Genomic DNA, 26329 nt, shown 5'->3' on the forward strand with positions numbered 1-26329 from the left:
CTAGTCGACGCCGAACCGCCGCGGCCGGAGCGCTGCGTGGAACGTATTCACCATCGTGACGGCGTCGAAGACCGGCAGGCCGAAACGCTCGGCGATGTCCGCGCTGAAGGGAGTGAGGTTGGTGCATTCGCTGACGATCGCGCCAACATCGGGATGCTTCGTCACGAGGTCTGCTGCGGCGCGCAGGACTTCGTCGCGGAGCACGTTGTAGGGAACCGCATCGTCGCCTTCCCGAATGCTGCGAACGAATTCCGAGTTCTGAGGCAGGCCCACGACAGGCGTATCTTTTGCAATGCCGACTGCGTCGAGATAGGGGCCGTTCAGGACCTCGCCATTGTAGGTCAGGATGCCGACCTTCCGTCCGGTTGGCAGCATCCGCTCGACCATCGGCGCCTGCAGCAACGCGCTCGTGGCCACCGGCACGGAGCAGAAATCCGCAAGCTCGCGTTGATAAATCGAAAGAAAGCCGCAGGTGGTGGTGATGCCGTCCACGCCGGCGTCGATCAATTCCTGCGCGGCCTGCTTGAAAGGCTCGAGAAGGCTGGATTGATGCAGCTGCGTCATGCGAGACGGCACCGCGTCATGCACGATCTTGTATTGCACGGGAAAAGACCAGGTGCCGGCATGGCCAATATCGCCCGGCCAGCGCCTGAAGTGACTACGCACCATCAGAATGCCGACCGTGACGCCGTAATAGGTTTTCTTGCGAAGATTGTTACGCATGGGGTTCTTCCGGATTGCTCGCTTTGGCGTCAGGCGCGACCGGCCGAACGCCGGATCCGCTCGTTGAGGAAAAGAAGGCCAGTCATGACTGCAAGCAGCAGCGTCGCGACAGCGGCAAGCGTTGGATTGATTTGAAGCAGGAGATCCGACCACATCTGGCGCGGCAGCGTACTGAAGGACCCGCCGGTGAGAAACAGAGCGACTGTGAGTTCGTCGAACGACGTCGCAAAAGCGAACAGGAACGCAGAGAGCAGGCCCGGTTTGATGATGGGCAGGGTGATGCGGCGCAAAATCTGCCACCGCCCGGCGCCCATCACCGCAGCCGCTTGATCGAGCCGCCGGTCATAGGTCGCCAGCACCGCCATGACGGTGATGACGACATAGGGAACGGCGAGCACAGCGTGCGCGATAACCAGCCCCGTCGCCGTGCCGACGAGCTCGAGCTTCGAGTAGAGGAAGAACAGAGCGACCGCGATCACGATGCGCGGCACGATGAGCGGCGACAGGATCACGGCGAGCGCTGCGGTCTTCCCGGGGAAGCGGCTCCACGCCAGCGCGAAGGCGGCCATTGTTCCAAGGACAAGCGCGAGAAAGCCTGACGCCAGCCCAACGATCAGCGAATTCCAGGCGGCGCTGGTCCAGTCAGTCGACGCAAAAACGGTCTCATACCAGCGCAACGAAAATCCATTCGGGTTGGCCTGAACCGAATTGCCTGGTGTGAAGGACGCTGGAATGACGAACAGTGTTGGCGCAAGAAGAAACGCGACAACGAGCGCAAACAGGCACAAGCTCGCCCCGCCGCCCAGCCGTCGAAACAACCGGTCCGGAAGAAGCGCAGCGATCACCGCGCCAATCGCGGCGCAGATGCTGCCAAGAGCATTCACGATCGAACGGCCGACCCCGCCGACGGCGCGTGACCAAGCGGTGGTCGAGCGCGCAGAACGGTCCGTCGACCCGCCGGCGAGGCTCGATAGTCCGACGACCCGGTCATAGGCGACAAAGACAATCACGGACGCCGCAAGCAGGAGAGCGGAGAGCGTGCTGGCCGCCGGCCAATTCAGCAGCTCCTGGATTTGCGTAATGATGACCTGGGTCAGCATCGTTTCGCGAGCGCCGCCGAGCAGAGCGGGCGTGATGAAAAAGCCGAGAGAACTGATGAAGACCATCATCGCAGCCGCGCTGACGCCCGGCATGCATTGCGGGACATAAATGCGCCAAAAGATCTGAGCGCGACCGGCGCCGAGCGTCGCAGCGGCGCGCGACAGGTTACCGTCGATCGTCAACATGACCGGCAGCATTGTCATCACGGCGAGCGGCATCATCGCATGAGACATGCCAATCAACGTACCCGTGAGGTTGAAGATGAGCGAGGCTGGCGCATCGACGACGCCCAACGCCAGGAGAAGCTGATTGACGGCGCCGTTGCGCCCCAAAAGGATCATCCAGGCGAAAGTCCTGACCAGAAAACTGGTCCAAAACGGCAGCAGAACCCAGATGATCAGCGTGTTGCGGTCGTGAGGGTTTGCATTCGCAAGATAATACGCGACAGGAAACCCTCCCACCACGGAGATAACGGTGGTCCAGCCCGCGATCTTGAAGGTGATCAGCAAGACTTCGAAATAGACCGGATCCACAAAGGCTTTCGCGAAGTTCGCGGAAGTCAGCGCGCCGCCCGTCCCGATCACCGAGAGCGAGAGAATCTGCCCAACCGGGAAAAAGAAGAAAACAGAGAGAAAAACGAAAAGCGGCAGCAGAGGCCAGATAGGCTTCGTACGCAGGAGAAACGAGCTCCCGCGCGCTTCTGCAGGGCGCAAATTTCCGATCAGCTGCAGAACTTTCGATGCACCGGCCGTCACGTCACACGCTTGACGGCAGAATGGTGGCGTCTTCCGCCGACCATCCAAGCGTCACCGTTTGCCCTCGTTCCGGAAGCGGTCTTCCTGAGGTCAATTCCTTCGCGAGAAAAATGCTGCCGTCATCGAGACGCACATTGATCTTGGTGAATCCTCCAGCGAAGACGGCGTCGACGAGTTGACCCTGCATCATGTTGTCATTGGCGTCACCATTGCGCAGCAATCTCAGCCGCTCGGGCCGAATCATCCAATTAACCCTGTCGTCCACACGACACTTCGCGTCGGTCGCCACCCGCACGCTCGCGCCGTTCGCCGAGCGGAGCGTCGCCCGAGGGCCGCTCGAAATCACCGTCGCTTCTGCGATGTTGGAGCCGCCAAGAAACCCCGCAGCAAAGACCGAAGCCGGCTTGAAGTAGAGTTCGGCCGGCGTGCCGATCTGCTCGACATGCGCATTGTTCATCAGGCAGATCCTGTCGGACATCGACAATGCTTCTTCCTGATCATGCGTAACGTAGAGGATGGTGATGCCGAGTTCGACGTGCAGCCGCTTGATTTCGGCCTGCATGTGTTCGCGCAGATTCTTGTCCAGCGCGCCCAGAGGCTCATCCATAAGAATGATCGAGGGCTCGTAGACGATGCAGCGCGCCAACGCGATTCGCTGCTGCTGGCCGCCAGAAAGCTCGCGCGGCAGACGCTCTGCGACATGCGGGAGGTGAACAAGGTCGAGAACGCGGCGCACCGCAGCATCGATCTCTGCGCGGGGCATTTTGCGCATGCGCAGGGGAAACGCGACATTCTCGTAGATCGAGAGATGCGGAAAAAGCGCGTAGCTTTGGAACACCATCCCCAATCCTCGCTTCGCCGAGGATTCATGGGTGACGCGACGTCCATCGATCCAGATGTCGCCGGCGGTCGGTTCGGTCAATCCGGCGATCAGGGAAAGGAGGGTCGTCTTTCCGGAACCTGAAGGTCCGAGCAGTGTCAGAAACTCACCATCACGCATTGAGAACGTGGCGGGCTTCAACGCCACGACATTGTGGTAGCGCTTGGTGATTTGCTCGACCTTCAGCTTCTCCGGCATGACGACGCTTCAGCCGCGCAAGAGCCACGCGTTGAAATTCTCGAACATCTTGTCCTTGTTGGCGCCCCACCATTCGTCGCTGCTTGGAATCAGCTTGGAGAAATTCGCAGGCTCCGTGGGCAATTGCTTGGCCCGCGCCGCATCGATGAACTTGAAGGCGGTCTGATTAGTCGGGCCGTAAGCAAGCGCCTTCGTGTAAAGCGCTTGACGTTCGCCGTTCGCGCAGGAGGAGATGAATTTCTTGGCGATATCGGCCCGAGGGCAGCCCTTCGGGATGGCCCATCCCTCCATACCGTAGAGTCCTCCGTCCCAGATGATTTCGACAGGCGCGCCATTATCGATTGCGGCCTGGATCCGCGCATTGCTGGACGGCAGGAAATCCACCTCGCCGCTCTGAAGCAACTGGGTGGTCTGTGTGAAGCTCGTCCACCAGACTGCGATGTGACGCTTGATCGTATCGAGCTTCTTAAAGGCGCGATCGACATCGAGAGGGTAGAGCTGCTTGGGATCGACGCCGTCCGCCAGCAACGCGCCTTCCAGCGTGTGAATCGGGCTCTTCGGCAATGCGCGACGCCCGGGAAATTTCGCGACGTCATAGAAGTCGGCCCAGCTCGCCGGGCGGGATTTCATCGTGTCTGTCCGGTAGCCGAGAACGCTGCCATAGACATTCGTGCCCATCCAGTTCGGCTGTTTCGCGAGAGGCAACAGTTGATCAACGTCCGGACCCGACAATTCCAGAGGCTCCAGCAAGCCAGCATCTGCGAGAAGCTTGCGCGATGACAAGGTGAGGGAAACGACATCCCAAACATAGGACTTCGCGTCGACTTGCGCCTTCACCTGGCTCGTGGGCTCAGAGTCGCGTGAGACATTGATGAGGTCGACGCCCGTCTTTCTGAACGGCGCATAAAAGGCGGGCGTGAAACCGGTGACGTATACGCCGCCGGGATCAGCCACAGTGATCTTATCCGCGGCGTAGGCCGGGCGAATGATGGAGGGCGCAGCAACAAGCCCCGCGCCTGCGGCCAGAAGCCCGCGCCGCGAAATCCGATTACGAACAAGCGAATGATCCGACATGGCACATTCTCCTATTTTGATTGAACCGTCAGGCAGATAGGCAAGCCTCGATCATCCCCGTCCGCGAGGTCGAACGCGTATCCGGAACCATCGATCCGCTTGAGCCCGGCCCGGAAGCTGGAACCACGCGTCAGCGTTTGAAGACCGCCTCCAATCGCACAAGCAGTTCCGGGCCGCGCCTTGCTCACGGCCTCGTTCACTCCTCGCCACGCTTTTGTCGATTTCATGTTGTCGACAATACGCAACCGATGTAGGTTTACAACATCAAAATCGCCGCGCCCCGAAATTCTCGGCGGTCAGCGGCTCACCGGGAGGCGAGGCATGAGGAAACCGGCGACGCCGGGCGGCGCAATAACAGCGGTCGAGGCCAGAAAGGCTTCCGTGTTCATAGCGCCGATGTCGCTGACTCAGCAGATCTCCGATCATATCCGGTCGGAAATCATTCACGACAATATCAAGCCCGGCGAATGGATCCGGGAGAAATCACTCACCGAACAATTTGGAATTTCGCGAACGCCGCTCCGCGAGGCGCTGCAGATTCTTGCGACGCAAAGGCTGATCGAGATCATCCCGAATCGCGGAGCCCTCGTCGTGGCGCTATCAGACGATGAGGTTCGGCATTTGCTTCAAGTCTATGTGCGCCTCGACATCTTCGCCGCCGAACTGGCCTGCGAGAATGCAACGGCGGCGGATGATGAAGCGATCCGGCGACATCTGGCCGCAATGTCGAAAGCTTACCAGGCGAGCGACCGCTATGCCTACTTCGACGCCAATCAAGCCTTCCATCTCGGGATCGCCGCGGCGTCCCACAACCCGGTGCTGATCGAAATGCATGAGCAGCTCAATTTGCGCCTCTACCGCACGCGCTATCTCGGCATCCTTCAGGCTGAAAACTGGGCGAAGGCCGTCAACGAACATGAACCCATCGCCCAGGCGTTCTTCAATAGAAACGCATCGCTGCTGGCGCGCCTCGCTTCGAAACATCTCGAATTCGCCCGCCGCATGATTCCCCCTCGATCGACGGACGCCGCAGACGCGAAGCGCGCGAATCTGGCGAACGCCTGATGGCCTGCTGAGCACAGATCACGCGAGCGACAACGATGCTCAAGACGCCGCGCCCGATCATCGTCGCCCAACGCGCCGCGAGCAGTGATATCATGCGTCTGTTCAACAGCCGCGGCGCTTTCATTCCACATGCCATCGTCAGCAAAACATCACGGCGCAGTGAGCGCGGAGACCTCCAATCATGCTGATTACAAGGGCCGACTCGAACGGACGTCGCAGCCGCGCTGTCGTACACAATTCGACCGTCTATCTCGCCGGCCAGGTAGCGGATGACCATTCGGCGCCGATCGAGGCGCAGACTGAGCAGGCGCTCGCGAAGGTTGATGACATGCTCGCGCGATGCGGCAGTGATCGCGCGAAGATCTTGTCCGCGATCATCTGGCTGAAATCAATGAACGACTATTCCGCGATGAACAAAGTCTGGGACCATTGGGTCGATCCGGATCACGCGCCCGCGCGAGCGTGCGTCACCGGCGACATGGCCTATCCCGATATTCTCGTTGAGATCATGGTGGTCGCGGCCGCCTGACTCCGCACGCCAAGTGGAAATGAAGCCGATTTCGACATTTCCACGCAACAACAGAGAGGAAATTATCGATGCCTCGGCCGAACGCGATCGAATACAAAGAAGCATCCGATGCGGTGAAAGCCGTATTCGATGAGATCAAGTCGGCGAGAAATCTCGACGATGTCAACAATTTCTGGAAATACCTCGCCAACGACGAAAAAACCTTGCGCCGCACCTGGGACAGCCTCCGAGAGGTCATGGCTCCAGGCGCTCTCGATCCGCTCGTCAAGGAAATGATCTATGTCGCAGTCAGCGTGACGAACAACTGCGGCTACTGCATCGCCAGCCACAGCGCCGCCGCGGCCAAGGCAGGAATGAGCAGGGAGCAGTTCAGCGAACTGCTCGCTGTCGTTGGCATGGCGAATGAGACAAACCGCCTGGTGAACGGCTATCGCGTGCCGATTGACCCCGAGTTCGAGAAATAGCTGCCCAGACGATGCGAACGCGATTGCCCGATCGGGCCGGAATGAGCAGGCGGCGGCCATCGATCGAAGCCGTCGTTGCTCACGGGATTTAACTGCCCCAGAATAAACAATCTCTTCTCAGAACTTTGCGACGATCCGGATTTCAGCGTTGCTGAACTTGAGATGCTCGCGCCGATCTATCTTCAAGACATCTGACCGGAAGCGCTCTGCGATCGGATACCGATCGGCGCACATATGCGCCATGTGCGGACGTTCCAATTCCATCTCAATACCAGACACTCAAACTGAGTCCGCACGGAGTTTTCAGCAGCCGCCAGACTCCGTAGGGCTACATCGAACAGCAGCCGGCTTTGACGTCAGCTTCTTCTGGCGCGGGCGGCGGAGCGCTCCAGCGCATTGGCGAGGTTGTGGTTCCTTTTGGGCCTCATCTCTGGAACGCAGCGTGGGCTCGCTCTGGGACTTCGTTACTAGGAGCACCTTGTTGCAGTGTATGTTCCGCGCTTGGCAAGGGCAGAGCCGGGAACCGCGCGGCCCGGCCCTGCGATCTTGGGCAACTGTCATACGTTCTAAAAATCGCCAGGATGATTGCGCTCTCGCGACAGGTTGGGGGATGATCATCGTAGCGCGAAATTCGGCCCGAGATAGCCGAGGGCAATCTACCTCGCGCTGCGATCGAGCTCCCGCGCCTGTGTGCTCCGCTCTCCATACGCTTTTCCGTAATGCGCTTCGATCCGCTTCTGCACGAACTCCCAGCAGGTCGTCATCGCGAGATAGATGATCGCGATGCAGACGAAGACCTCCAGCACCTCGAACCGCTGCTGCATCAGAATCTGCCCGCGGCGCAGCAACTCCTCCATCGAGATGACTGACGCGATGGAGGTGGTCTTGAGAAGGCCGTTCACAGAATTGCCGAGCGCGGGAATGATGACGCGCATCGCCTGAGGCAGGGTGACGAGCGTGAAGGACTTCCACCTGTTGAGGCCAAGCGCCATGGCCGCGTCACGCTGGCCGCGAGGCACCGACAGGATTCCGGCGCGCAGAATCTCCGAGAGATAGGCGGCCTCGTTGAGCACCAGCCCGAGCAGCGCTGACTGGACGACGCTCAGCCTGACGAAGCCAAGTTGCGGCAGCCCGGTATAGATGATGATGAGCTGCACGAGCAGCGGCGTGCCGCGGAACAGCCAGACATAGAAGACGGCGAAGCCCGAAAAAGCGCTCCATTTCGACAATCGAAGAAGAACAAGCGCCAGCGCCAGCATCATGCCGAGCACAAGCGTCGCCAGCGTCAGCCCCAGCGTGACGAGGGCGCCCTCCAGCAAATAGACGTTGGTGAAATAGCTCCAGAAGCCCGACCAGTTCCAGGCGGTCATACGTCCCCTCCGACGCGTAACGGGCGCGCTTAGATCACGCCGCACTTTGATTGACTTAATCAAAGTGTGGGAGCGTGATCGATTCCAAAAAGTTAGAGCATGGCTCTTGCGGCGCGAACGCTAGCGTTCGTCGCGGAAAAACCGGTGCCCCACTTTTTCGCGCCATGCTCCAGGCTGCGCCCGTCCGCCGCACTTTTTTAATTGATCTTCGGCGTCAGGAGGGGCTGGGTCCCGGTCCCTTGATCGAGAATTCGGCTTCCTCGATTTTCAGCACGCCATAATCGTCGAACAATTTGTCATAGGCGCCGCTCTTCTTGAGATCGTTCAGCGCGGCCACAGCTGCGTCTGCGAGCGTCTTGTTGGCGAAAGCGAAGCACGCCGTCTGCGGGAACAGGCCAGCGACCGCGCGGGTGAAATCGCCGCGACCCTGCCAATACATCGCCGTCGCATCGATCGACGTCGCCGCCTGCGTCTGGCCGGCGCGCAGGGCCTGGAACGCTTCGGCGAAATTGTTGAAGGTCCTGACATCAAGGCCCTTCAGTCCCTTGTCCTTCAGCATCTGATCGACTTCGCGCGTGCGGCGCTCCTCGATGCCGCCGAGTTCGACCGAGACGGCGCGGCCCGCGAGATCTTCCCACTTGGAGACGCCAAGCGGATTGCCCTTCGCGACGAGGAAGCTGATGGCGGCGCGCTCATAGGGAACCATGTACATCAGTTTCGAGCGCTCTTCGGTCCAGAAGATGCCGGTGTTGATCATGTCCCAGCGCTTCGCGGCGAGACCGGGAACCATCGCCGCGAATTCGATGCGGATATATTCCGGCGTCAGGCCAAGCGCCTTTGCGACCATATTGCCGAGCTCGACGCGCATGCCCTGCAGCTCGCCCTTCTCGTTGACGAATTGCAGCGGCGGCAGCGTCGGGTTGATCGACATCACCAGGGTCGAAGGCTTGATGATGTTCGGAGGAGCGATCTTCGCCTGAGCGCGCGCATGGCGCGCCGGCAGGATCGCGGTCGCGCCGGCGGCCGCCGCGCCGGCCAGGATTTTTCGGCGATCGAAAGACGCCATCGCAATGCTCCCCGGAATTGCCTTGCCGCTCGCCATCGCCGCTGCTCCTGCTGCTGTGAGCGCCGCCCCTGCGGGCAATTGCGCATACGCAGCGTATGCAAATGATACGCCAACGGACAAGGGTTGGACGCTTGAAAAGCAGCGCCGGGGTTCTGAAGAACAGTGGGAACGGGGATACTCAGGGTCTGCGTCCGCTCCCGGAAAGCCTGCGCCAAGGCTTCACGTCCTGTCGGAGGGGTGCGGAGCGGGGTCGGGCGCGGCTGGAGCGGGCTTACGCTCACACTTGTCGAGCGTGCCCCGACCATAGCCCGGGAGCGTCACGCTGTCAATGACTATTTTCCTAGTCTGTCGGCTGGCGCGCGGACCGAGCGGCGCCAGCGCAACTTAACTCACCTGCGTCAGCGCAAACCGATGCAGGCTGCGGATATGGGCCTGAACGGCCTTGCGCGCGCCCTTGGCGTCGCCGGCGTCGAGCGCGTCAAGGATCGCCATATGCTCGGTATTGTCGGGCACGAGCCTGTCCTGCAGCCGCGCCACTTCGAAGAGATGAGTCGTGGCGCGCAGAGCGTGGATCATCTGCGCCATCACCGGATTGCCGCAGGCGTCGACGAAGAGATTATGGACATTGGCGTCCGAATCCCAGTGCGCGTCGCGGGTGTAGGAGGCCGCGCGATTAAGCGCCTCGATCTCTCCTCTCACCGCGCTCATGCGCGCCGGCGGAATGCGGCCGACAGCCAGCGCCGCGGCCTCCGCCTCGATGATCTCGCGCACCTTCAGGCTGTGGAGATATTCGGCGAGGTCGACGCTGCGCACGCTGTAGGAGCGCGCACCATTCTTGGCGACGAGGCCTTCGCCTTCGAGGCGCTGCAGCGCCTCGCGCAGGGGCGTGCGCGAAATATTCAGCGATGCCGCGATCTTCGCTTCGAGAACGACGTCGCCGCCCTTGAGCCTGTGCCGCCTGATCAGTTCGGACAGTTTTGCGTAGGCGAGCGCCGAAAGATTCGCAGGCGCGACCGCACCCTCGTCGAGCGAAGCGGAATCGGTCTGGCGCGCGGACTGTTCTGTCATGCGGCTTTTGGTAACGAAAGATCGAGCCGCTGCAATACCGCCTGCAGATCGCCGCGCATCTGCTGCGGAAGCGGCAATCGCGGCGCGCGCGGCGGTCCGACCGAAAGCCCGATCATTTCCAGAGCCGCCTTGGTTCCTGAGACATAGCGCGGCCCGCCGACCCACCAGAGAAGATCGACCAGCTTTTCGTGGATGGCGCGCGCCTCGGCCGGATTGTTGCGGTCCGCCGCCGCCTCGAAGAGCTGCGCGGAAAATCGCGGCGCGACGTTGGAGCAGACGGCCACCCAGCCTTCCGCGCCAAGAAAGAATGATTCATATCCGAGCACGCCGGCGAACACGGTCATGCGGTCTCCGCACAGGCGCACGATGTCGCGCACGCGCGTCACGTCGAGCGTCGATTCCTTGATGTAGAGCACGTTCGGAATTTCGCTGAGCTTCGCCACCACGGGCGGCAGCATGTCCACATTGGCCGTCGCCGGGTTGTTGTAGATCATGATCGGAAGGCTGATGGCGTCGGCGATCGCCTTGTAATGGACGTAGAGCTCCTCATCCGTGGGGACGGAGTAGAAGGGTGGGATGATCATCACGCCATCCGCGCCCATCGCCTCCGCCTCCTTCGACAGGGCGACCGCATCAGGCGTCCATTCCGCGCCGGTTCCGATGAGCACGGGAACTCGCCGCCGGGTCTGGTCGATGACGGTCGAGATCACCTCCGCCCGCTCCTCCCGCGTCATCGAGAGGAACTCGCCGGTCGATCCCAAGGGCACGAGGCCATGGACGCCGCCCTCGATCTGGTAGTCGACGAGACGACGCAGGGCGGCCGTATCGATCCGCGTCCCGTCAGCGGTGAAGGGGGTCACCAGAACGGTGTAGGTTCCCCGGAATTTGGCCATCGCTGCGGAGCTCCCCGGCGGTTTTAGATCACGATGACTTTGGATTGAATCAATCCAAAGTCATGAACGTGATCGATTCCAAAAACTTAGAGCGGGATTGGCGCGAAAAACCGGTTCCCACTTTTTCGCATCCCGCTCTGGCGCCGCGCTGGCGGCCATGGCCACCTTGCGACGCATCCTGTATCTGCATGCGTTGTGTATATCTTATGGATGCCATTGTCTCCATGCGACTGGCTCATCCCCGCCTGACGCCGGCCGCGGCCGTGACCTTCACGTTCGACGGCCGGCCGGTCAGCGGGCTGGAGGGAGAGACCATTGCGGCCGCGCTCAGCGCCGCAGGCGATGTCGCGCTCAACCGGAGGGCGGACGGGACTGCGCGCGGCCTCTGGTGCGGCATGGGCGCCTGTTTCGAATGCATCGTGACCGTCGACGGGCGAATGAGCCAGCGCGCCTGCATGACCCGCATCGCCGCAGGCATGGAGGTCCTGAGCCAGGCGCCCTCGCCGGCCGAGGCCCGCGCGCTCGCCGAGCAGCGTCCGGCGGAGGAGATCGCTTGCGATGTCGTCATCGTCGGCGGGGGTCCGGCCGGGCTCGCCGCGGCGGCCGCGCTCGGCGAAGCCGGCCTTGCGACGCTGCTGATCGACGAACGGTCGGACCTTGGCGGCCAGTATCTGAAACCTGTCGCCGCCTCCCATCGCGAGATCGGCGAACCGCTCGACGCCCAGTTCCGCGAAAGCGCTATCGCCCGTCGCGAAGCGGAGAAGGCGGGCGCGATGATCTGGAGCGGCGCGACCGTCTGGGCGGCGTTTGCGCCCGACGATCTCGGCGTGCTGCATGAGGGCCGCCAGAAGATCGTGCGCGCGAAACGTCTGCTGCTCGCGCCGGGCGCCTATGAACGGCCCATGCCAATTCCCGGCTGGACCCTGCCCGGCGTGATGACTACGGGCGCAGCTCAGACGCTGGCGCGCGCCTATCGTGTTTTTCCCGCGCGGCGCGTCGTCATCGCCGGCAATGGACCCTTGAATTTCCAGCTCGCGGTCGAACTGTCGCGCGCGGGCGTTGAAGTGGCGGCAATCATCGAGGAATCACGCGCGCCGTCACTCTCATCGTGGCGCTCCGCCGCCGAAGCGATGCTTGCGTCGCCGCAACTGCTCGCGAAAGGCGCGGGCTATCTGCTGGAATTGCGTCGCCATGGGGTTCCCGTTCTCTGGTCTTCGCGTGTTGCATCTGTCGAAGGAGACGATCGCGCGCGCAAAGTAATCGTGGAGACTCCCGCCGGCGACAAGCATTTCGAGGTCGAGGCGGTCGCGCTCAATTCTGGTTTCATTCCCTCGACCGAACTGGCGCGACAATTGGGATGCCGGCACGAATATGTCGATCGCCATGTCGGTTATCTCGCCACGGCGACGGATGAGAACGGCCGCACCAGTATCGACAGCGTGTTCGCCGTCGGCGACGGCGCCGACGTCGGCGGCTCCGTCGTGGCGAAGCAACGCGCGATCCTTGCGGCGCAGGCGATCCTGCGCGATCTGACCGGTCGCGAACCCGATATTGGCGTGACGCAGCGCGCGAAACGCAATCTCGATCGCGCTTTGCGATTCCAGAACGCGCTCTGGACGCTCTTCGCCGCGCCAACGTTCAGCAGCAGCGCGATCGATGATGCGACGATCATCTGCCGATGCGAAAATCTCAGCGCCGGAACAGTGCGCGCGGCGCTTCGATCCCACGGCGCTGACGCGGGAACCGCAAAGCGCCTGACCCGTATCGGCATGGGAAGATGCCAGGGGCGAAACTGCGCCAGCGCCCTGTCGCGGCTCGTTGAAGACGCTGGCGGCGCGCCGCCTCAGCCGCTCGCCTTTTTCGCGCCCCGCCCGCCGGCGAAACCCACGCCGCTCGCCGCGCTTGCGGCGGAGAAGCCGGAGTGGGGCGGGCATCGGCAATCGACGCCGCCCGAGACATTTCCGCATCCTCATCATGATCGGCCGCGCTGGGAGACGCGCGCCACCGACTATCTCGTGATCGGCGGCGGCGTGGTCGGCGCCTGTGTCGCGCGCGAACTGGCGCAGCGCGGCGAACAGGTTCTTGTCGTCGATCGCAAATCAATCGGTCAGGAAGCCTCGACCGCAAATGCAGGCTCGCTGCATGTTCAATTGTTGTCTTTCGATTTCGGCGCGAAGGCGCAGGCCGACGGTCTTCCCGCCGCCGAGACATTGCGGCTTGGGTCACCGTCGATCGCGCTCTGGCGCGAGATTGAACGCCAGTCAGGAGAGAATCTTGAAATCCGCGTCACCGGCGGCCTCATGGTTGCGGAAACCGAAAGGGACATGGCGTTTCTTGCGCAGAAGGCGGCGCTTGAATCGCGCTATGGCGTGGAGACGCATGTCATTCAATCGAACGAGCTGCGCGCGCTCGAACCGCTGCTGTCCGATACGTTGATCGGTGCGGCGTACTGTCCGGCGGAAGGCAAGATCAATCCGCTGACGGCGAGCTTCGCGGTTGTCGCGCAAGCCAAAGCCGCCGGCGCGGCGTTCGAGCCCGATGCGCCCGTGCTCGCCATCGAACGCGACGGCGATGGCGCATTCACGGTCACAACCGGCGCCGGCGTCATTCGCGCGAAGCGCATCATCAATTGCGCCGGCGCCTGGACGCCGCGCATCAGCGCGATGGTGGCGAAGCCGATCCCTGTGTGGGGCGCGCCGCTGCAAATGATCGCGACAGAACCGACGGCGCCGATGGTGAGCAGGCTGATCGCTCACGCCGATCGCCATCTCAGTCTCAAGCAAACCTCGATCGGCAGCCTGCTGATCGGCGGCGGCTGGTCGGCTGATCTCGACGTCGCGACCGGCGCCAGCCGGCCGCTGCGCTGGGCCGTGGAAGGCAACGCCTGGGTGGCGGCGCGCGTGCTTCCCGCCGCAGCGCATCTTCACATCGTGCGCATCTGGGCCGGCATGAATATCAATATCGACGGCGCGCCGATTCTTGGCGAGATGCCTGGCGTTCCCGGCTTCTTCAATTGCGTCACATCAAATGGATACACGTTGGCGCCACTTGTCGCGCGCATGACGGCTGACCTCGCAACGCGCGGCCGATCGGATTTCGATATCGCACCCTTCACGCTTGATCGTTTCCAGGGCGCATCCGAGCTTCCAGATTTGCGACGTTAACATTGGCGGGCTGCTGGAAGTTGCGATCCGTCGGCGCGAGCGGTGATGCGCCGAACGCATGAGTCGATCACCATCCCGCGATTAAAGCGTTTCGGATCACCCGGTCGAGATGGCTTAGCCGCGCCATAAGCCGCCGTTCCCAACGCATCGCTCTGCGCGAACGATCTATTGTAGCTCCAGCTAGATAATCAAACGAGTCGCTCCCGAGGGAAGGAGGCGCGTCGGCTGCATGATAAGGCGACAATTGCGTCACATTACTGCAGCAAGCTATATGAGCGGATGCCGGCTCCCATATCGTCCGCGGCAAAATATTCGCCCTCGGTCGCGCGCAACCGGGAACCGATCCTGCGCGCGCTTGCGCCGTATCTGCCCCGGTCAGGACTCGTACTCGAGATTGCCGCGGGCTCGGGAGAACACGCCGTGTTCAACGCCGCAGCCCTTCCTCATCTCGAGTGGCTCCCGACGGACGCTGATAGAGACGCGCTCGCCAGCATTGAAGCATGGAGAGAATCCGCAAAGCTGCCGAATCTGCGGAACGCGGTGCGCCTTGACGCCTCCGCTCCCGATACTTGGCCCATCGACAGAGCGGACGCTGTCATCAGCATCAACATGATTCACATCGCGCCTTGGTCTGCGACCGAAGGGCTCTTGGAGGGCGCAACCCGTGTCCTAAAGCCAGGCTCGGTGCTGTTCCTCTATGGCCCCTATTTCGAACCCGACGTCCCCACCGCCCAGAGCAATCTCGATTTTGATGAAAGCCTGCGCCGGCGTAATGCTGAGTGGGGAATCCGCAATCTGGACGACGTGACGGCCCTTGCTTCGAGCCGTAATCTCACGCTCGCAAAGCGGATCGCGATGCCCGCGAATAATCTGTCTCTCGTCTTTCGTAAGGCCTGACGGCGTAACGCGTCAAAGCTGCGCTTCGGATTCGCTCTCCCAAGCCGGGCATAGCAGTGCGGCCACAACCGAGACCGCTGCTCTTTGAACCAATCGCGTATCGGTCGGATTGATAGCTCGTCTCGGCGATTAACGGACGACGACATTCACTCTCACCGTCGCGGGGCGCACAATGCCGCCTCTATCCATTGAGTCACGTTGATAGACGAACTGATCCGCGCCTTTGAAGCCTTGCTGTGACTGGTAGACGACCTTGGTTCCCGACACATCCACGACGCCGTGCGCTTGACGCTGCAGGAGTCGCGTATCTGACACGCCGCGCGGAGTTGGGCTCGTCCAGCGCCACGAGGAAAGGATCGCCATAGAGCGCGCGGGCCAAGGCCACGCGCTGACGCTGTCCCGTCGACAGGGCTGTCCCGGATTCTCCGATGCGCGTCTGGTAGCCGTCCGACAGCCTCAGGATCATCTCGTGGACATTGGCCGCCTTGGCTGCGGCGATGATCGCCGCAGAGTCTGCCTGTTCATCGAAGCGCGCGATATTCTCGGCGACCGTGCCCTCGATCAACTCGATATCCTGCGGGAGATAGCCGACGTGGTTTCCCCGCGCCGCGGCGCTCCATTGATCGAGCGCCGCTCCATCGAGACGGACCTGCCCCTTCAGCAGCGGCCAGACGCCGACCACGCCCCGCGCCAATGTCGACTTGCCCGACGCGCTGGGGCCGATGATGCCGAGCCCTTGCCCCGCCTGCATGTCGAAGCGGACATTCTGGACGATGGGCTGTTCGCTCTGAGAATCCATCGCCATCATAGTCAAAATGCACCGCCGAAGCACCGGCGTTCCCAGAAACTCCCAACGCGGAAAGTTCGACACCGTCGCCGTCGAGATCAAGTATCAGGGGATCTCTTAGCCTTTGGACTAGCGGAGAGATAATTCCGGCGTAAGCCGTATCGAGAATTTCGCCAAATACGGAAGCAAAGCCACGAGCTTTGAATGCGGCAAGAGCATCGAAAAATTCGAACACAGCAGGCGCTATTGTCGCGTTAGCACCCGGAAGTTTCCCGGTTCCGTATCCCTTGGTTACGATCCATATTTCATCGCCTCGCTGAACAACTTCTCGGAATACTGTACCTGGATAAAGAACGCGCCCAAGCAAGGTCGTATTGATAATCGTGAGACCTTCTGGATCCACTGTATGCGTGACGGGTCCTACAGGGACCGCGAAGGACCAGTCTCCGTCGGATCTGTCGCTCGGCCAAAAGGTCGGCGCCGCGTAGGGCCGCAGCGCTTGAAACACAGAGTCTGCGGTGGCGCCATCTGAGAGTCGCCCAACTCGCGTTTCGGCCGTGTAAACATGGGGCCCCCAAAGGCCAAGCTCTTGACCGTCAAGGATTGTGAAGGTCGAGGTCAAATTGCTCATGAGTCTCGCTCTTATGTTGTCTTCAGATCAGCTTTGATAACGCCGCAACAGCTTCAAAACTGCTGTGATTCCTTGCGCCAGCAGAAGGCCAAGTGCATTCAAGACGACAGCGCCCAGTACATATATCGTGAAATGAAGCCAAGCTAACGATGTCGGGTCTCCATCAATGAACCGTGGCCGGCCAGATGAAAATGCCGTAACTTTTCCTGCATAAGCGCCGCCGAAAACAAAAAGCGCTGCAATCGCTACCAGCGCTATGTTCGTAAGAATGAATCCGATTAGCTAAGATGCTGCGGCAAACGGCTTTGCTATCCACGCGACGACAAAAAAAATAATCGTAAATGTGATGCCCAAGGTAAGCGCCCCAACCCCGGGGTTCCCGAGGATAGCGAACGCGACAACGTACACTGCTAACAAACAAAAGAATCTCAGTGCGCTCCCGGTCATCATGGACTGCCTTTGTTGGATCCGAAACATTCAACGAGTCATCTGCTCGATTGATGTCCTCGATAAAGGGCATCAGAGACAACGCGAACCCACGGCAATGGGAATCTCCTAGTTGTCTGCAGCATGCATCGGCGCGCTTTCGAGGCGTTCAGGCATGCGCCGAAATACGCGCATCGCCATTTACGGCTCGTCGTTGCGGTCATGTTCTCGAAGCAAGTGCGATCTGCCGCGCATTAGAAGCAACCTGATTGGTTTCGAGCACGGATATGCAATCTTCGCCGCAAATCACGTTGCGTCAAAGATGCACAGCGACGCGACCTCTGCAATACATTGCCAAAGAGGACCTCGAAATAATTCGCGGAAATCCCCCCGTGTCGACAATGTCGACAAGCAATCTCCACATGTGAAGATTCACGTCGGAATTTGTGAAATCGGATGTGTCGGCTAAAGGTCGTCAGCTTCAGCCGCTGGATCAATGTGCGCTCTGCTGAGTATAACAAGCGATCGTCGATCCAATCATATCGGCGAGTTGCTGCGATCTTCATTGCGCCAATTAAATGCGGTGCGCCTTTAAGGCTCCATCTCCGCTCCCAAACAAGACGCGGAACGCTCAGCAAGATCATCGCATCGAAAGCGAACTCGCCCCCAACGGCGAATGACCAATTGATGCGCTCCTGGAGATCACAAGCTATCAAGATTGGTCGCGCGCGTATCGATACCTATCCCTGCAATGGGCGGGACCTCAAAATTCGCGAATAGCGCTTCCCTATTTTTCTTGAGTTCCCACCCGCGCTGAGATTGCCGCCAGATCCGAGCTCCACTGGCGTTCATCATCTGCACTGTAAAATAAATTCCGGCCGCGCCAATAGCTGCCCTTCCCAGCGCATCTCGTGAGCGGACGTTCGTGACGGCTGCAGGGATGACATCCGAAATGTGCGGGTGTCGCCGAGAGCCGCGGCGACGCATTAATACGGATGTCTTACCAACTGCCCGAACGCTAAACCCAGAACATCGCCACAGCGGCGGCGATGTCTATTTCGAGGACGCAGACGGCGCCTTCCATTTGGAGCATCTAAGATAAATCCAGCAGTGCCGAGGCCTCTGATACCCGAGTTCAGTGGCGATCAAGGACAATGAAGTCGAGACCTGTATCGCTGAAACCCGAGCAGCGTCGCACACAGCTCACCGACTTCATCGCTGACTGTAATTTCGACCAACGGCTCAAACGCTCTGCAGTTCACGAATAGGTCTACGAACTCTGGATGAAAGAGCGATACAACTCGGCTTCAACCGGGTAAAATGTCGCGGCCAAACATCTATCCGGTTGGATTCGCCGATGCGCGGATGACAAGCGTGCATGGCAGTCTGACCTGTCTCGCGGAGGGCGGCGTCAAGCCGCGCATCCGTTCCAGCAGCATCGTCGCAGCATGGCGCCCCATTTCGGCCAGATCCCACCGGATTGCTGTAATGGGCGGCGTATAGAGCTCCGCGAGATCGGAGTCGCTGCCCGCAACGAGCGACACATCTTTCCCCACGTCGCGCCCGAGCGTTCGGATGGCGCGCAAGCTTCCGCCGAGCATGTCCATTGCGGCGACGAAAATCGCGGTTGGAGGATCGGGTGAATCCAGCAGGAACATGGTTTCGCGAAACGCGTCCTCCTGCGTCAAGACGTGATCGCGCAGCAACTCCGGCTCAGGGCGAAGGCTCATTCGAGCGAAGGCCTCGTGATAGCCTTCAACGCGGCTGCGCGAGGGATAGGCCTTGGTGTCGCCAACCAGCATCGCGATGCGCCGATGACCCAGATCGATGAGATGGCGGACTGCGAGCAAAGCTCCGCTGCGATGATCGACGATCACCCGATCCAACGATGCGATATGGTCGCGGTCGATGAGAAGAATCGGCATGGAGCTTGCCGCGACGGCCGCCGCTACGCTTGGATGCTGCTCGTCGCTGATCGTCATCATCACGCCGTCGACGCGCCGTCGCGAGAAAGCGCGGAGCAGTTCGAGTTCGACAACCGGGCTGTTGGTGGTGCTCGACAGCAGCAGCGTATAGCCGTTGTCGCGCAGGACGCGCTCGGCCTCCTTGATGTAGGCGCCGAACCTCGGGATGTCGAAATCGCGGATCGCGCAAGCAACGAGCTTGGTCGCTCCGCCGCGCATGCTCTGGGCGATGAGGTCGCGCTCGTAGCCCAAGGCTTCGATCGCCGCCTGCACCTTGCGGCGAATTGGCTCGGCGACAGTCGGATTCTGATTGAGAACCCGTGAAACCGTCCCCACCGCAACGCCGGCGGCGCGGGCGACATCACGGATTTTCACGCCGCTTTCTTGCATTGCTCTTGAGCCCCTTCGGTAACCTCGGAGGGGGCAATCTTGACGCCCTCCAGATGAACCGGTTCATATCCGTCACTACCAAATACGGCAAGGGTGATGGAGTTTCATGTCCGTTTCAATCGAACGCCGGCGGGAAGTTGCAACAATCCCGCTTCTCGGCGCCATCGCCTTCGCCAACGCGTTCGGAGCCGTGATTGTCTTTCCGCTGGCGCCGTTCCTCGCCGCCGATCTCGGCGTCCCCCTTGCGGACGTCGCGCTCGCCAGCATGTGCTTTGCGGGCGCCGCAGGAGCTGGCGGCTTCATCGGATCCCTTTTTCTGGGGCGGCTTGATCGTCGCCGGGCGATCCTCGCCCTACTTGGCGGTTTCGGCGCCGCCACCTTGTTAGCCGCCGTGGCTCCAACCTTCGCCTGGTTGTTGGCTGCTCGGCTGATCGGCGGGCTTTTCGCTGGCCCATTGCTCGCCATCGTCTTCTCCATGGCGGCCGAGGCCGTGCCGGCCGATCGCAGGGCCCGGGCCGCGAGCGTGATCGTGGGCTCCTACGGCCTCGCGCTTTTGCTGGGATTGCCGGCGACAATCGCTTTCGTCGCGCTGGAAGAAGGGTGGCGAGGTTCTCTGATCGCGCTTGCCGGACTCGCCTTCACACTCATGGCGCCGGCGGCGATCATTCTGCCGCGAAGCAGTGATTTCGAGTTACGGGCTTATGGCGCGGCTTTCCATGACCTTTATCGAGTTCTGGCGCGACCGGAGAGCCTGACAGGACTAGCACTCATCGCCGGCGCGTCCTTCGCCACGCTCCTGATTTCCCCTCATATCGCGACCTTCGCCCTCAAGAACGCTCATGTTGGCGAGGCGGGTCTGATGATGGCCTATCTCATCGGCGGCGGGCTTGCTTTATACAGCACGCGCAGCGTCGGCTGGGTAATGGACAGGGTGGGCGCGCTCCCGGCGTCGATCGGCGTCGGCGCGACGTTGACCCTGCTTTTACTCCTGGCCTTCGTTGCTCCGATTCCGCGCGCGCTGACGCCGCCTCTGCTTGGCCTTGTACTCGCCGCACAGCTTGCCCGCAGCACGGTCGCGCAGGCGAGCGCCGTTCGCATCGCCCGGCCGGGCGATCGCGTCGCCTACCAATGCCTCGCCGCCGCCTGCACGAGCCTCTTCCAAGCGGCGGGCGCCGGATGCTCTACGCTGATTCTTTCCGAGCAAGGCGACGGACGTCTCACCGGCATTGAATGGCTTGCCGCGCTCAGCATCCTTTTGTGCTGGATCGCGCCTGCCCTGGTCATGTTGCTCGAAAAGCAGATGGCGGCGCGCCAAAATTTGTGCAAAAAATGATGAACCGGTTCATTGCACATCTCGCTTTGTGCTGCTTAGATTATTGCGCCGCAGCGAAAGGATCTCGCAGTGACCCTCCGCGACCGTCTCAAAAGCATCGCTCTCGCATCAGCCCTTCTCGCTGTTCCAGCCGTGGCCGCGGCGCAGACCCTGCCGCGACTGGACTTCGCCGGTTCGGTCACATGGATCGGACAGGTTCCCATTCTGGTCGCGATCGAGAAGGGATTCTTCAAAGAGCAGGGCCTCGACGTGCGCGTTCAGGTCATCGTCAATTCGGCCGACCGCATCCGCGCTATCGCCGCGGGCAGCGTCGCCTTCAGCAATCTCGGCCGTGTCGCCGTCATCAGTGAAATGGCGCGCGGCAATGACAGCTTCTCATTCTTCGCCAATGTCGACGACTCGCCAGGCCAGGAAGGCTGCTGGGCCCGGCCTGGAATCGCCTCGGCGAAAGATCTGAAAGGGAGGCCGGTCGCTGCGAACGCATCGGCCGAAATCACCTTAACCGGCATCCTGGCCGACTCCGGAATGACCTTGAAGGACACGGACTATCGCAGCCTGCCGCCGACCGAAATGGCGGCGGCGTTGAGCCACGGCGATATCGAAGCCGCCTGCGTCTGGCAGCCTCTGCTTGCCCGCCTGCAGCAGGCGGTTCCGGATGGAAAGCTTCTCGGCACCGACCGCGACACCGAGATTTTCCGACGCTTCGGCACCATGGCGGCGGGAGATATTGTCATCATCTCACGCAAGCTCGCGCAGACGCAGCCCGGGCAGGCGAAAGGCATCGCCGCCGCGGTGCTCAAAGGGGCGGACTTTACGATCGAGAAGCCCGAAGAAGCGGCCGCTGTGGTTGCGGGATACTTCAAGCAGACGCCGGAGCAAATTCTCACCGCGATCAAGGAATTCAAATATTTCGGCAGCGCCGGCTGGCAGGATCACATCAAGAAACATGCGGCGCAGATTCAGTATCTCGCCGACATGCTGCACGAGGCCGGCAAGATTCCGGCGCGGCCCGACGCTGACAAATGGCTCGACGTCAGCTTCGTTCCTGCGACGCGCTGATCGGCATGTCCAGCATATCATCGCAGGCCGCGCTACCAGTGAAGGCCGCCCGTCGTCTGGCGATCGCGCGGCCAACGTCCAGAGTATTGATTGGCGCGGCGTCGGTGTCGGCTTTCCTTTCGCTCTGGGCGGCCGCTTCCGGTTTCGGATGGATATCGCCGCTATTCCTGCCGTCGCCGCTCGCCATAGCGAAAGCAGCGGCGAAACTGATCGCGTCAGGCGATCTGTGGATCGCCATTCTATCCTCATCCGCCCGAGTATTTGCGGGATTTTTTCTGGCGGCCGTCGTTGCGATTCCGCTCGGCGTCGCGATGGCGGTGAACGACATCTTACGCGCGGCGCTGGCGCCATTCATCTCGCTGCTGCGGCCGCTGCCATCGATCACCTGGATTCCGCTGACGATCCTGTGGCTCGGAATTGGCGAGCAGCAGAAGGTGCTGATCGTGTTTCTCGGTTCGTGGATCTACATCCTGCTCGCGACCTACGAAGCGACGCGCCGCGTCGATCCCATTCTCGCGCGAGCCGCGCGCAATCTTGGCGCGTCTGACGTCGTGGTCATGCGCGAAGTGATCTTTCCCGGCGCGCTGCCAGGCATCCTGGCCGGGCTCAAGGTCACGCTCGCCATCGCATGGTCCTGTGTGCTGTCGGCTGAGATGGTGGCGGCGCGCAACGGTCTCGGCGCGCTGATCTGGGAGGCGAAGGATTGGGGCGACATGACGCTGGTGTTGGTCGGCATGACGTCGATTTCGCTGACCGTGCTTGCGGCGGACGCGCTCGCAAATCAGGTCGAGCGGCTGCTGCAGCCCTGGGACCGCCATCGCCGCCACTGAATGCGAGAGCAACGTCGATGTCTGCAATTCTGATCGCAGAACATGTCACCAAATCCTATCCCGTAAATGAAGCCGACCTCGTCGCGGTGCGCAATCTGTCGCTGGAGATCGAGGAAGGCGAACTGCTGTGCATCCTCGGCGCGTCAGGTTGCGGCAAATCGACGATGCTCAGCCTCTTCGCCGGATTCTCGGCGCCGACCAGCGGGCGGGTCCTGCTTCGCGGCGAGCCGATTGCGGGGATCGAGCCGCGTTGCGGCATGGTGTTTCAGTCCTACGCGCTGTTTCCATGGAAGACCGTACGCCAAAACATAGAGTTTCCACTGCGCATGCGCGGCGTCGCCCGCGCCGCCCGACGCGAGATGGCCGACGGCTTCATCGACATGGTGCAACTGAGCGGCTTCGCAGATCACTATCCGGCGGAGCTCTCAGGCGGCATGCAGCAGCGTGTGACGATCGCGCGATGCCTCGCCGCAGACCCAGAGGTCCTGTTGATGGATGAGCCTTTCGCCGCGCTCGATGCGATGACGCGGCAGGTCATGCAGGGCGAGTTGCTGCGGCTGCAGGAGCGCAGCGGCAAGACGATTGTCTTTATTACGCATAATCTCGACGAGGCGTTGATCCTTGGTCATCGCATCGTCGTCATGTCGGCGAGGCCTGGACGCATCAAGACGATCGTCGAGAACGCTTTGCCGCGCCCGCGCGGCGTCAGCGTGCAGACCTCAGCTCCATACTCCGCGTTGAAGACGGAGATATGGAATCACGTCGAGGAGGAGGTGATGCATCATGTCGCCGCCTCTCGCCTCGCAGCGCCCATCGGCGCGTGATCGCGATTGGATCGAGAACGCCATGACGACAAGATACATGAAACTGGTGGCCTTTCTGAAAGCTGGGCCAACCAGCCACCATCACGGCATGTGGCGCCACCCTGAGACCGACAATGGGTTTCTCGAACCTGAGTGGTACGAGCATCTCGCGCGCGTTCTGGAGCGCGGCTTTTTCGACTGCCTGTTCTTCGCCGACGTGCTTGGCCTCTATGACTATTACAACAGCAGTTACGACGTGACGGTTGGCAAGGGGGGCGCCTTGAGTCTGCTTGATCCGCTTCCGATCATCGCCATGATGGCGCGCGTGACGCGCAATATCGGCCTCGGCGCGACGCTTTCGACGACATTCCACAATCCTTATCAGATCGCTCGCACGCTCGCGACGCTTGATATCCTTAGCAACGGGCGGACGGCATGGAACGTCGTCACCTCCGCGAGCCATCTCGAAGCGCGGAATTTCGGTCTCGACGCAATTCCGGGCCGCGACGAGCGCTACGCGCGCGCCGATGAAGTCCTGGAGTCCTGCGTCAAGCTCTGGGAGAGCTGGGAAACGGACGCTATCATCCTCGACAAAGAGAGCGGCGTCTTCGCTGATCCGCGCAAGCTGCGCTATGCGAACTATCAAGGGCGCTTCGTGCGCACCCGCGGACCGTTGACGACGCCGCGCATGCCGCAGGGCCGCCCAATCATCATGCAAGCCGGGTCGTCAGGCCCCGGCCGCGATTTTGCAGCGCGCTGGGCAGAGATGATCTTCACGCTGCAGCACACGGCCGATGACATGCGCCGATTCCGTAGCGAGACCCGCGCGCGCATGACGGCGCTGGGTCGTGATCCCGACGATTGCGCGGTGCTGCCGTCTGTTGATCCGATTATTGGCGAGACGGAATCGATCGCTCGCGAGAAGCAAGACTATGTGAACAGTCTCGTCGATCCGGAGCTCGGCATGGCGCTGATGTCGTCTCATGTCGGCGTCGATCTCTCGCGCTTCCCGATCAGCCAGCCAGTCTCTGATTTGTCGCTGGAGGAAGGCTCTCGCGGTTCGTTCGACGTTATTTTACAAGGCACGCGCGCGCACGGCCTGACATTGGGTGAGGCCGCACGCCGCTATGCGACAAGCGAACTCGCGCCGCAGATCGTTGGAACGCCGGCGCAGGTCGCCGATCAGCTCGAAGCGATGTTCACCAGCGAGGCGTGCGATGGCTTCATTCTGACGCCAACCGTGACCCCTGGAACGTGGGAGCAGTTCACGCGCGCGGTCGTTCCGATCCTTCAGCGCCGTGGCCTGATGCGTCGCGCCTATGAAGGTTCGACGCTGCGCGAAAATCTGCGCGCCGCGCCGCAACCGGGTTCGCTCGGATCAGGGAGGGCGGCATGAACAAGCCGACTGTCGGCTTCGTCGGTTTCGGCGAAGCGGCCCAATGCTTTGCGCGCCATCTGTCGGACGTGGGCGCTGCAGAGATCATCGCATTCTGCGACGGGCCAACGAACCATCCTCCCTATGAGCCCGCGTTTCGCGAACTGGCGGCACGCTGCGGCGCGAGGCTCGTCGATTCGATCACGCAGCTTGCCCAACAGTCAGAGGTTATTTTCTCGGCCGTTGTCGTCGCGACGGCGGAGCCCGTGGGTCGCGCGATTGCGCGAGAGCTGAAATCAAACACCATTCTGGTCGACATCAATGCCAGCACGCCGGCGCAGAAGCGCGCTATCGCCGACGCGGTAGCGTACAATGGCGGGCGCTATGTCGACGCAAACCTGATGGGGTCCGTCAGCATCTACGGGGCCAGGGTCACACTCTATTGTTCGGGCGATGGCGCCCGTCGCTTTGCCGAAATGTTTTCGCCAATGGGGCTGTCCATCGAGGTCGCCGACGGCGCAGCGGGAAACGCTGCGACCGTCAAGATGCTGCGCAGCGTTGTCACCAAGGGCATCGAAGCTCTGGTAATCGAGGCATTGACCGCAGCGTCTCGCGCAGGCGTGCGACAAGAAGCTCTGCGCGGCATTTGTGAACCGATGGATGCGACGTCTTTCAGCAGTTTCGTCGATATGTGCGTCCGATCGGACGCGCTGCACGCCGAGCGGCGAGCGATCGAAATGGACGGCGTCGCCGCCAGCGTGCGCGAAATTGGCGTCGCGCCGCTGATGACCGAGGCGACGTGCGCTCGCCTTCGCGCTTCCGCGGCGCTCGGCCTGCGGGAGCGATTTGCGACGGCGCCACGTTATACCGCGGACGACGTGCTCGACGCCTATGCGGCAGAGGAGACTCGTCGTGCAGGCGCATGAGCTCGCAGCGCAGGGCCCTGTAGGCGATCTTCAACGAGCGGCCGAGCAAAACCCTTACGACGCACGCGCATTTCGTCAGGCGATGGGGCGATTCGCCACCGGAGTGGTCATCGTCACCGCCAGTGAAGAAAACGGACGGCCGGTCGGGCTAACGCTGAACTCATTCAACGCGGTGTCGCTCGCCCCGCCCCTCATCCTCTTCAGCGTCGCCCGCAGCGCGCGCAGTCTCGACCACCTCGTTCGCGCGCAAGCTTTCGTTGCGAATGTCCTGCATCGTGGGCAGGAAGCGCTTTCCGACCAGTTCGCTTCCTCAACATCGAGCAAGTGGGAAGGCGTCGACTATGAGAGCGGTCTCGAAGGCGCTCCTTTGATATCTGGCGCTCTCGCCCATTTCGAGTGTGCGCCATACGCCCGGCACGACGGCGGCGACCATATCATCTTTCTCGGCGAGGTGCGGAAATTCCGCGCCTCGGTCGATGAGTCGCCCCTGATTTACTATCGCGGCCGCTATCGCGATCTTGGCGGATAGTCGGCTCAAATGGCGAACTCAGTTCTATT

General features: G+C 61.5%; 22 protein-coding genes and 1 pseudogene. 13 read left to right on the plus strand and 10 right to left on the minus strand.

All coding sequences use genetic code 11. From position 1 onward, the window contains the following. From L8F45_RS15105 to L8F45_RS15120, 4 genes are all read right to left on the minus strand, one after another. A complete protein-coding gene (locus L8F45_RS15105) occupies positions 1–723 on the minus strand; it encodes an aspartate/glutamate racemase family protein (RefSeq protein ID WP_342358705.1) in 723 nt (240 codons plus the stop codon). Positions 724–752: 29 nt separating this feature from the next. Continuing rightward, positions 753–2357, minus strand: coding sequence for an ABC transporter permease subunit (locus tag L8F45_RS15110; protein WP_342358706.1), 1605 nt, complete (start codon positions 2355–2357; stop codon positions 753–755). Positions 2358–2580: 223 nt separating this feature from the next. After that, positions 2581–3657, minus strand: coding sequence for an ABC transporter ATP-binding protein (locus L8F45_RS15115; RefSeq protein ID WP_342358707.1), 1077 nt, complete (start codon positions 3655–3657; stop codon positions 2581–2583). 9 nt (positions 3658–3666) lie between these two features. After that, the gene (locus L8F45_RS15120; protein WP_342358708.1) at positions 3667–4731 is read right to left on the minus strand and encodes an ABC transporter substrate-binding protein; all 1065 of its coding nucleotides are present in this window, start codon (positions 4729–4731) and stop codon (positions 3667–3669) included. Between the two features lie 321 nt (positions 4732–5052). Here L8F45_RS15120 and L8F45_RS15125 point away from each other — a divergent pair, with 321 nt between their 5' ends. The 4 genes from L8F45_RS15125 to L8F45_RS15140 all read left to right on the plus strand — a co-directional run bounded on the left by L8F45_RS15125 (position 5053) and on the right by L8F45_RS15140 (position 6789). Continuing rightward, entirely contained in the window at positions 5053–5796 is a 744-nt protein-coding gene (locus L8F45_RS15125; RefSeq protein ID WP_342358709.1) for a GntR family transcriptional regulator, read from the plus strand. 35 nt (positions 5797–5831) lie between these two features. Next, positions 5832–5984 (plus strand): hypothetical protein, encoded by a 153-nt coding sequence (locus L8F45_RS15130; RefSeq protein WP_342358710.1) that lies wholly within the window; start codon positions 5832–5834, stop codon positions 5982–5984. Next, positions 5978–6325: a RidA family protein gene (locus tag L8F45_RS15135; RefSeq protein WP_342358711.1), complete on the plus strand. Its 348-nt coding sequence runs from the start codon at positions 5978–5980 to the stop codon at positions 6323–6325. The genes L8F45_RS15130 and L8F45_RS15135 overlap by 7 nt, the downstream gene beginning before the upstream one ends. Positions 6326–6393: 68 nt before the next feature. Next, positions 6394–6789, plus strand: a complete 396-nt coding sequence (locus tag L8F45_RS15140) for a carboxymuconolactone decarboxylase family protein (RefSeq protein ID WP_342358712.1) — start codon at positions 6394–6396, stop codon at positions 6787–6789. A 656-nt stretch (positions 6790–7445) separates the two neighbouring features. On the opposite strand, the gene L8F45_RS15145 is transcribed toward L8F45_RS15140, so the two are convergent. From L8F45_RS15145 to dapA, 4 genes are all read right to left on the minus strand, one after another. After that, the gene (locus tag L8F45_RS15145) at positions 7446–8159 is read right to left on the minus strand and encodes an amino acid ABC transporter permease (protein ID WP_342358713.1); all 714 of its coding nucleotides are present in this window, start codon (positions 8157–8159) and stop codon (positions 7446–7448) included. Positions 8160–8373: 214 nt separating this feature from the next. After that, positions 8374–9225 (minus strand): ABC transporter substrate-binding protein, encoded by an 852-nt coding sequence (locus L8F45_RS15150; protein ID WP_342358714.1) that lies wholly within the window; start codon positions 9223–9225, stop codon positions 8374–8376. Between the two features lie 384 nt (positions 9226–9609). After that, positions 9610–10293: a GntR family transcriptional regulator gene (locus L8F45_RS15155; RefSeq protein ID WP_342358715.1), complete on the minus strand. Its 684-nt coding sequence runs from the start codon at positions 10291–10293 to the stop codon at positions 9610–9612. Next, positions 10290–11186, minus strand: a complete 897-nt coding sequence (dapA, locus tag L8F45_RS15160) for a 4-hydroxy-tetrahydrodipicolinate synthase (protein ID WP_342358716.1) — start codon at positions 11184–11186, stop codon at positions 10290–10292. The genes L8F45_RS15155 and dapA overlap by 4 nt, the downstream gene beginning before the upstream one ends. A 224-nt stretch (positions 11187–11410) precedes the next feature. On the opposite strand from dapA, the gene L8F45_RS15165 reads away from it, so the two are divergent. Both L8F45_RS15165 and L8F45_RS15170 read left to right on the plus strand, forming a co-directional pair. Then, positions 11411–14350, plus strand: a complete 2940-nt coding sequence (locus L8F45_RS15165; protein ID WP_342358717.1) for an FAD-dependent oxidoreductase — start codon at positions 11411–11413, stop codon at positions 14348–14350. A gap of 279 nt (positions 14351–14629) precedes the next feature. After that, positions 14630–15247 carry a DUF938 domain-containing protein gene (locus L8F45_RS15170; protein WP_342358718.1) on the plus strand — a complete coding sequence of 206 codons (618 nt, stop codon included), beginning with the start codon at positions 14630–14632 and terminating at the stop codon, positions 15245–15247. Positions 15248–15566: 319 nt separating this feature from the next. Here L8F45_RS15170 and L8F45_RS15175 read toward each other — a convergent pair. Both L8F45_RS15175 and L8F45_RS15180 read right to left on the minus strand, forming a co-directional pair. Further along, a pseudogene (locus tag L8F45_RS15175) lies at positions 15567–16025 on the minus strand (ATP-binding cassette domain-containing protein); the annotation flags it as partial. A 2403-nt stretch (positions 16026–18428) separates the two neighbouring features. Then, a complete protein-coding gene (locus L8F45_RS15180) occupies positions 18429–19430 on the minus strand; it encodes a LacI family DNA-binding transcriptional regulator (protein WP_342358719.1) in 1002 nt (333 codons plus the stop codon). 121 nt (positions 19431–19551) lie between these two features. Here L8F45_RS15180 and L8F45_RS15185 point away from each other — a divergent pair, with 121 nt between their 5' ends. The 7 genes from L8F45_RS15185 (at position 19552) to L8F45_RS15215 (ending at position 26300) form a co-directional block, all read left to right on the plus strand. Next, a complete protein-coding gene (locus L8F45_RS15185) occupies positions 19552–20778 on the plus strand; it encodes an MFS transporter (protein ID WP_342358720.1) in 1227 nt (408 codons plus the stop codon). 69 nt (positions 20779–20847) lie between these two features. Continuing rightward, entirely contained in the window at positions 20848–21837 is a 990-nt protein-coding gene (locus L8F45_RS15190) for an ABC transporter substrate-binding protein (RefSeq protein WP_342358721.1), read from the plus strand. A gap of 5 nt (positions 21838–21842) precedes the next feature. Then, positions 21843–22667 (plus strand): ABC transporter permease, encoded by an 825-nt coding sequence (locus tag L8F45_RS15195; RefSeq protein WP_342358722.1) that lies wholly within the window; start codon positions 21843–21845, stop codon positions 22665–22667. Positions 22668–22684: 17 nt separating this feature from the next. Next, positions 22685–23491 (plus strand): ABC transporter ATP-binding protein, encoded by an 807-nt coding sequence (locus tag L8F45_RS15200; protein WP_342358723.1) that lies wholly within the window; start codon positions 22685–22687, stop codon positions 23489–23491. After that, the gene (locus L8F45_RS15205; RefSeq protein WP_342358724.1) at positions 23451–24866 is read left to right on the plus strand and encodes an LLM class flavin-dependent oxidoreductase; all 1416 of its coding nucleotides are present in this window, start codon (positions 23451–23453) and stop codon (positions 24864–24866) included. Before L8F45_RS15200 ends, L8F45_RS15205 begins: the two co-directional genes overlap by 41 nt. After that, a complete protein-coding gene (locus L8F45_RS15210) occupies positions 24863–25771 on the plus strand; it encodes a DUF1932 domain-containing protein (protein ID WP_342358725.1) in 909 nt (302 codons plus the stop codon). The genes L8F45_RS15205 and L8F45_RS15210 overlap by 4 nt, the downstream gene beginning before the upstream one ends. Next, complete coding sequence (locus tag L8F45_RS15215) at positions 25758–26300, plus strand: flavin reductase family protein (RefSeq protein ID WP_342358726.1); 543 nt, start codon at positions 25758–25760, stop codon at positions 26298–26300. Before L8F45_RS15210 ends, L8F45_RS15215 begins: the two co-directional genes overlap by 14 nt. The last annotated feature ends 29 nt before the right edge of the window (positions 26301–26329 follow it).

The sequence above is a fragment of the Terrirubrum flagellatum genome (assembly GCF_022059845.1).
Taxonomy (GTDB): domain Bacteria; phylum Pseudomonadota; class Alphaproteobacteria; order Rhizobiales; family Beijerinckiaceae; genus Terrirubrum; species Terrirubrum flagellatum.

Bases quoted from the DNA above. Each gene is read 5' to 3' on its own strand.
- L8F45_RS15195 (WP_342358722.1), top strand. From the start codon at position 21,843: ATGTCCAGCATATCATCGCAGGCCGCGCTACCAGTGAAGGCCGCCCGT.
- L8F45_RS15170 (WP_342358718.1), top strand. From the start codon at position 14,630: ATGCCGGCTCCCATATCGTCCGCGGCAAAATATTCGCCCTCGGTCGCG.
- L8F45_RS15200 (WP_342358723.1), top strand. From the start codon at position 22,685: ATGTCTGCAATTCTGATCGCAGAACATGTCACCAAATCCTATCCCGTA.
- L8F45_RS15135 (WP_342358711.1), top strand. From the start codon at position 5,978: ATGCTGATTACAAGGGCCGACTCGAACGGACGTCGCAGCCGCGCTGTC.
- L8F45_RS15130 (WP_342358710.1), top strand. From the start codon at position 5,832: ATGCTCAAGACGCCGCGCCCGATCATCGTCGCCCAACGCGCCGCGAGC.
- L8F45_RS15185 (WP_342358720.1), top strand. From the start codon at position 19,552: ATGTCCGTTTCAATCGAACGCCGGCGGGAAGTTGCAACAATCCCGCTT.
- L8F45_RS15145 (WP_342358713.1), bottom strand. From the start codon at position 8,159: ATGACCGCCTGGAACTGGTCGGGCTTCTGGAGCTATTTCACCAACGTC.
- L8F45_RS15155 (WP_342358715.1), bottom strand. From the start codon at position 10,293: ATGACAGAACAGTCCGCGCGCCAGACCGATTCCGCTTCGCTCGACGAG.
- L8F45_RS15115 (WP_342358707.1), bottom strand. From the start codon at position 3,657: ATGCCGGAGAAGCTGAAGGTCGAGCAAATCACCAAGCGCTACCACAAT.
- L8F45_RS15125 (WP_342358709.1), top strand. From the start codon at position 5,053: ATGAGGAAACCGGCGACGCCGGGCGGCGCAATAACAGCGGTCGAGGCC.
- L8F45_RS15205 (WP_342358724.1), top strand. From the start codon at position 23,451: ATGTCGCCGCCTCTCGCCTCGCAGCGCCCATCGGCGCGTGATCGCGAT.
- L8F45_RS15210 (WP_342358725.1), top strand. From the start codon at position 24,863: ATGAACAAGCCGACTGTCGGCTTCGTCGGTTTCGGCGAAGCGGCCCAA.
- L8F45_RS15150 (WP_342358714.1), bottom strand. From the start codon at position 9,225: ATGGCGTCTTTCGATCGCCGAAAAATCCTGGCCGGCGCGGCGGCCGCC.
- L8F45_RS15140 (WP_342358712.1), top strand. From the start codon at position 6,394: ATGCCTCGGCCGAACGCGATCGAATACAAAGAAGCATCCGATGCGGTG.
- L8F45_RS15120 (WP_342358708.1), bottom strand. From the start codon at position 4,731: ATGTCGGATCATTCGCTTGTTCGTAATCGGATTTCGCGGCGCGGGCTT.
- L8F45_RS15105 (WP_342358705.1), bottom strand. From the start codon at position 723: ATGCGTAACAATCTTCGCAAGAAAACCTATTACGGCGTCACGGTCGGC.
- dapA (WP_342358716.1), bottom strand. From the start codon at position 11,186: ATGGCCAAATTCCGGGGAACCTACACCGTTCTGGTGACCCCCTTCACC.
- L8F45_RS15165 (WP_342358717.1), top strand. From the start codon at position 11,411: ATGCGACTGGCTCATCCCCGCCTGACGCCGGCCGCGGCCGTGACCTTC.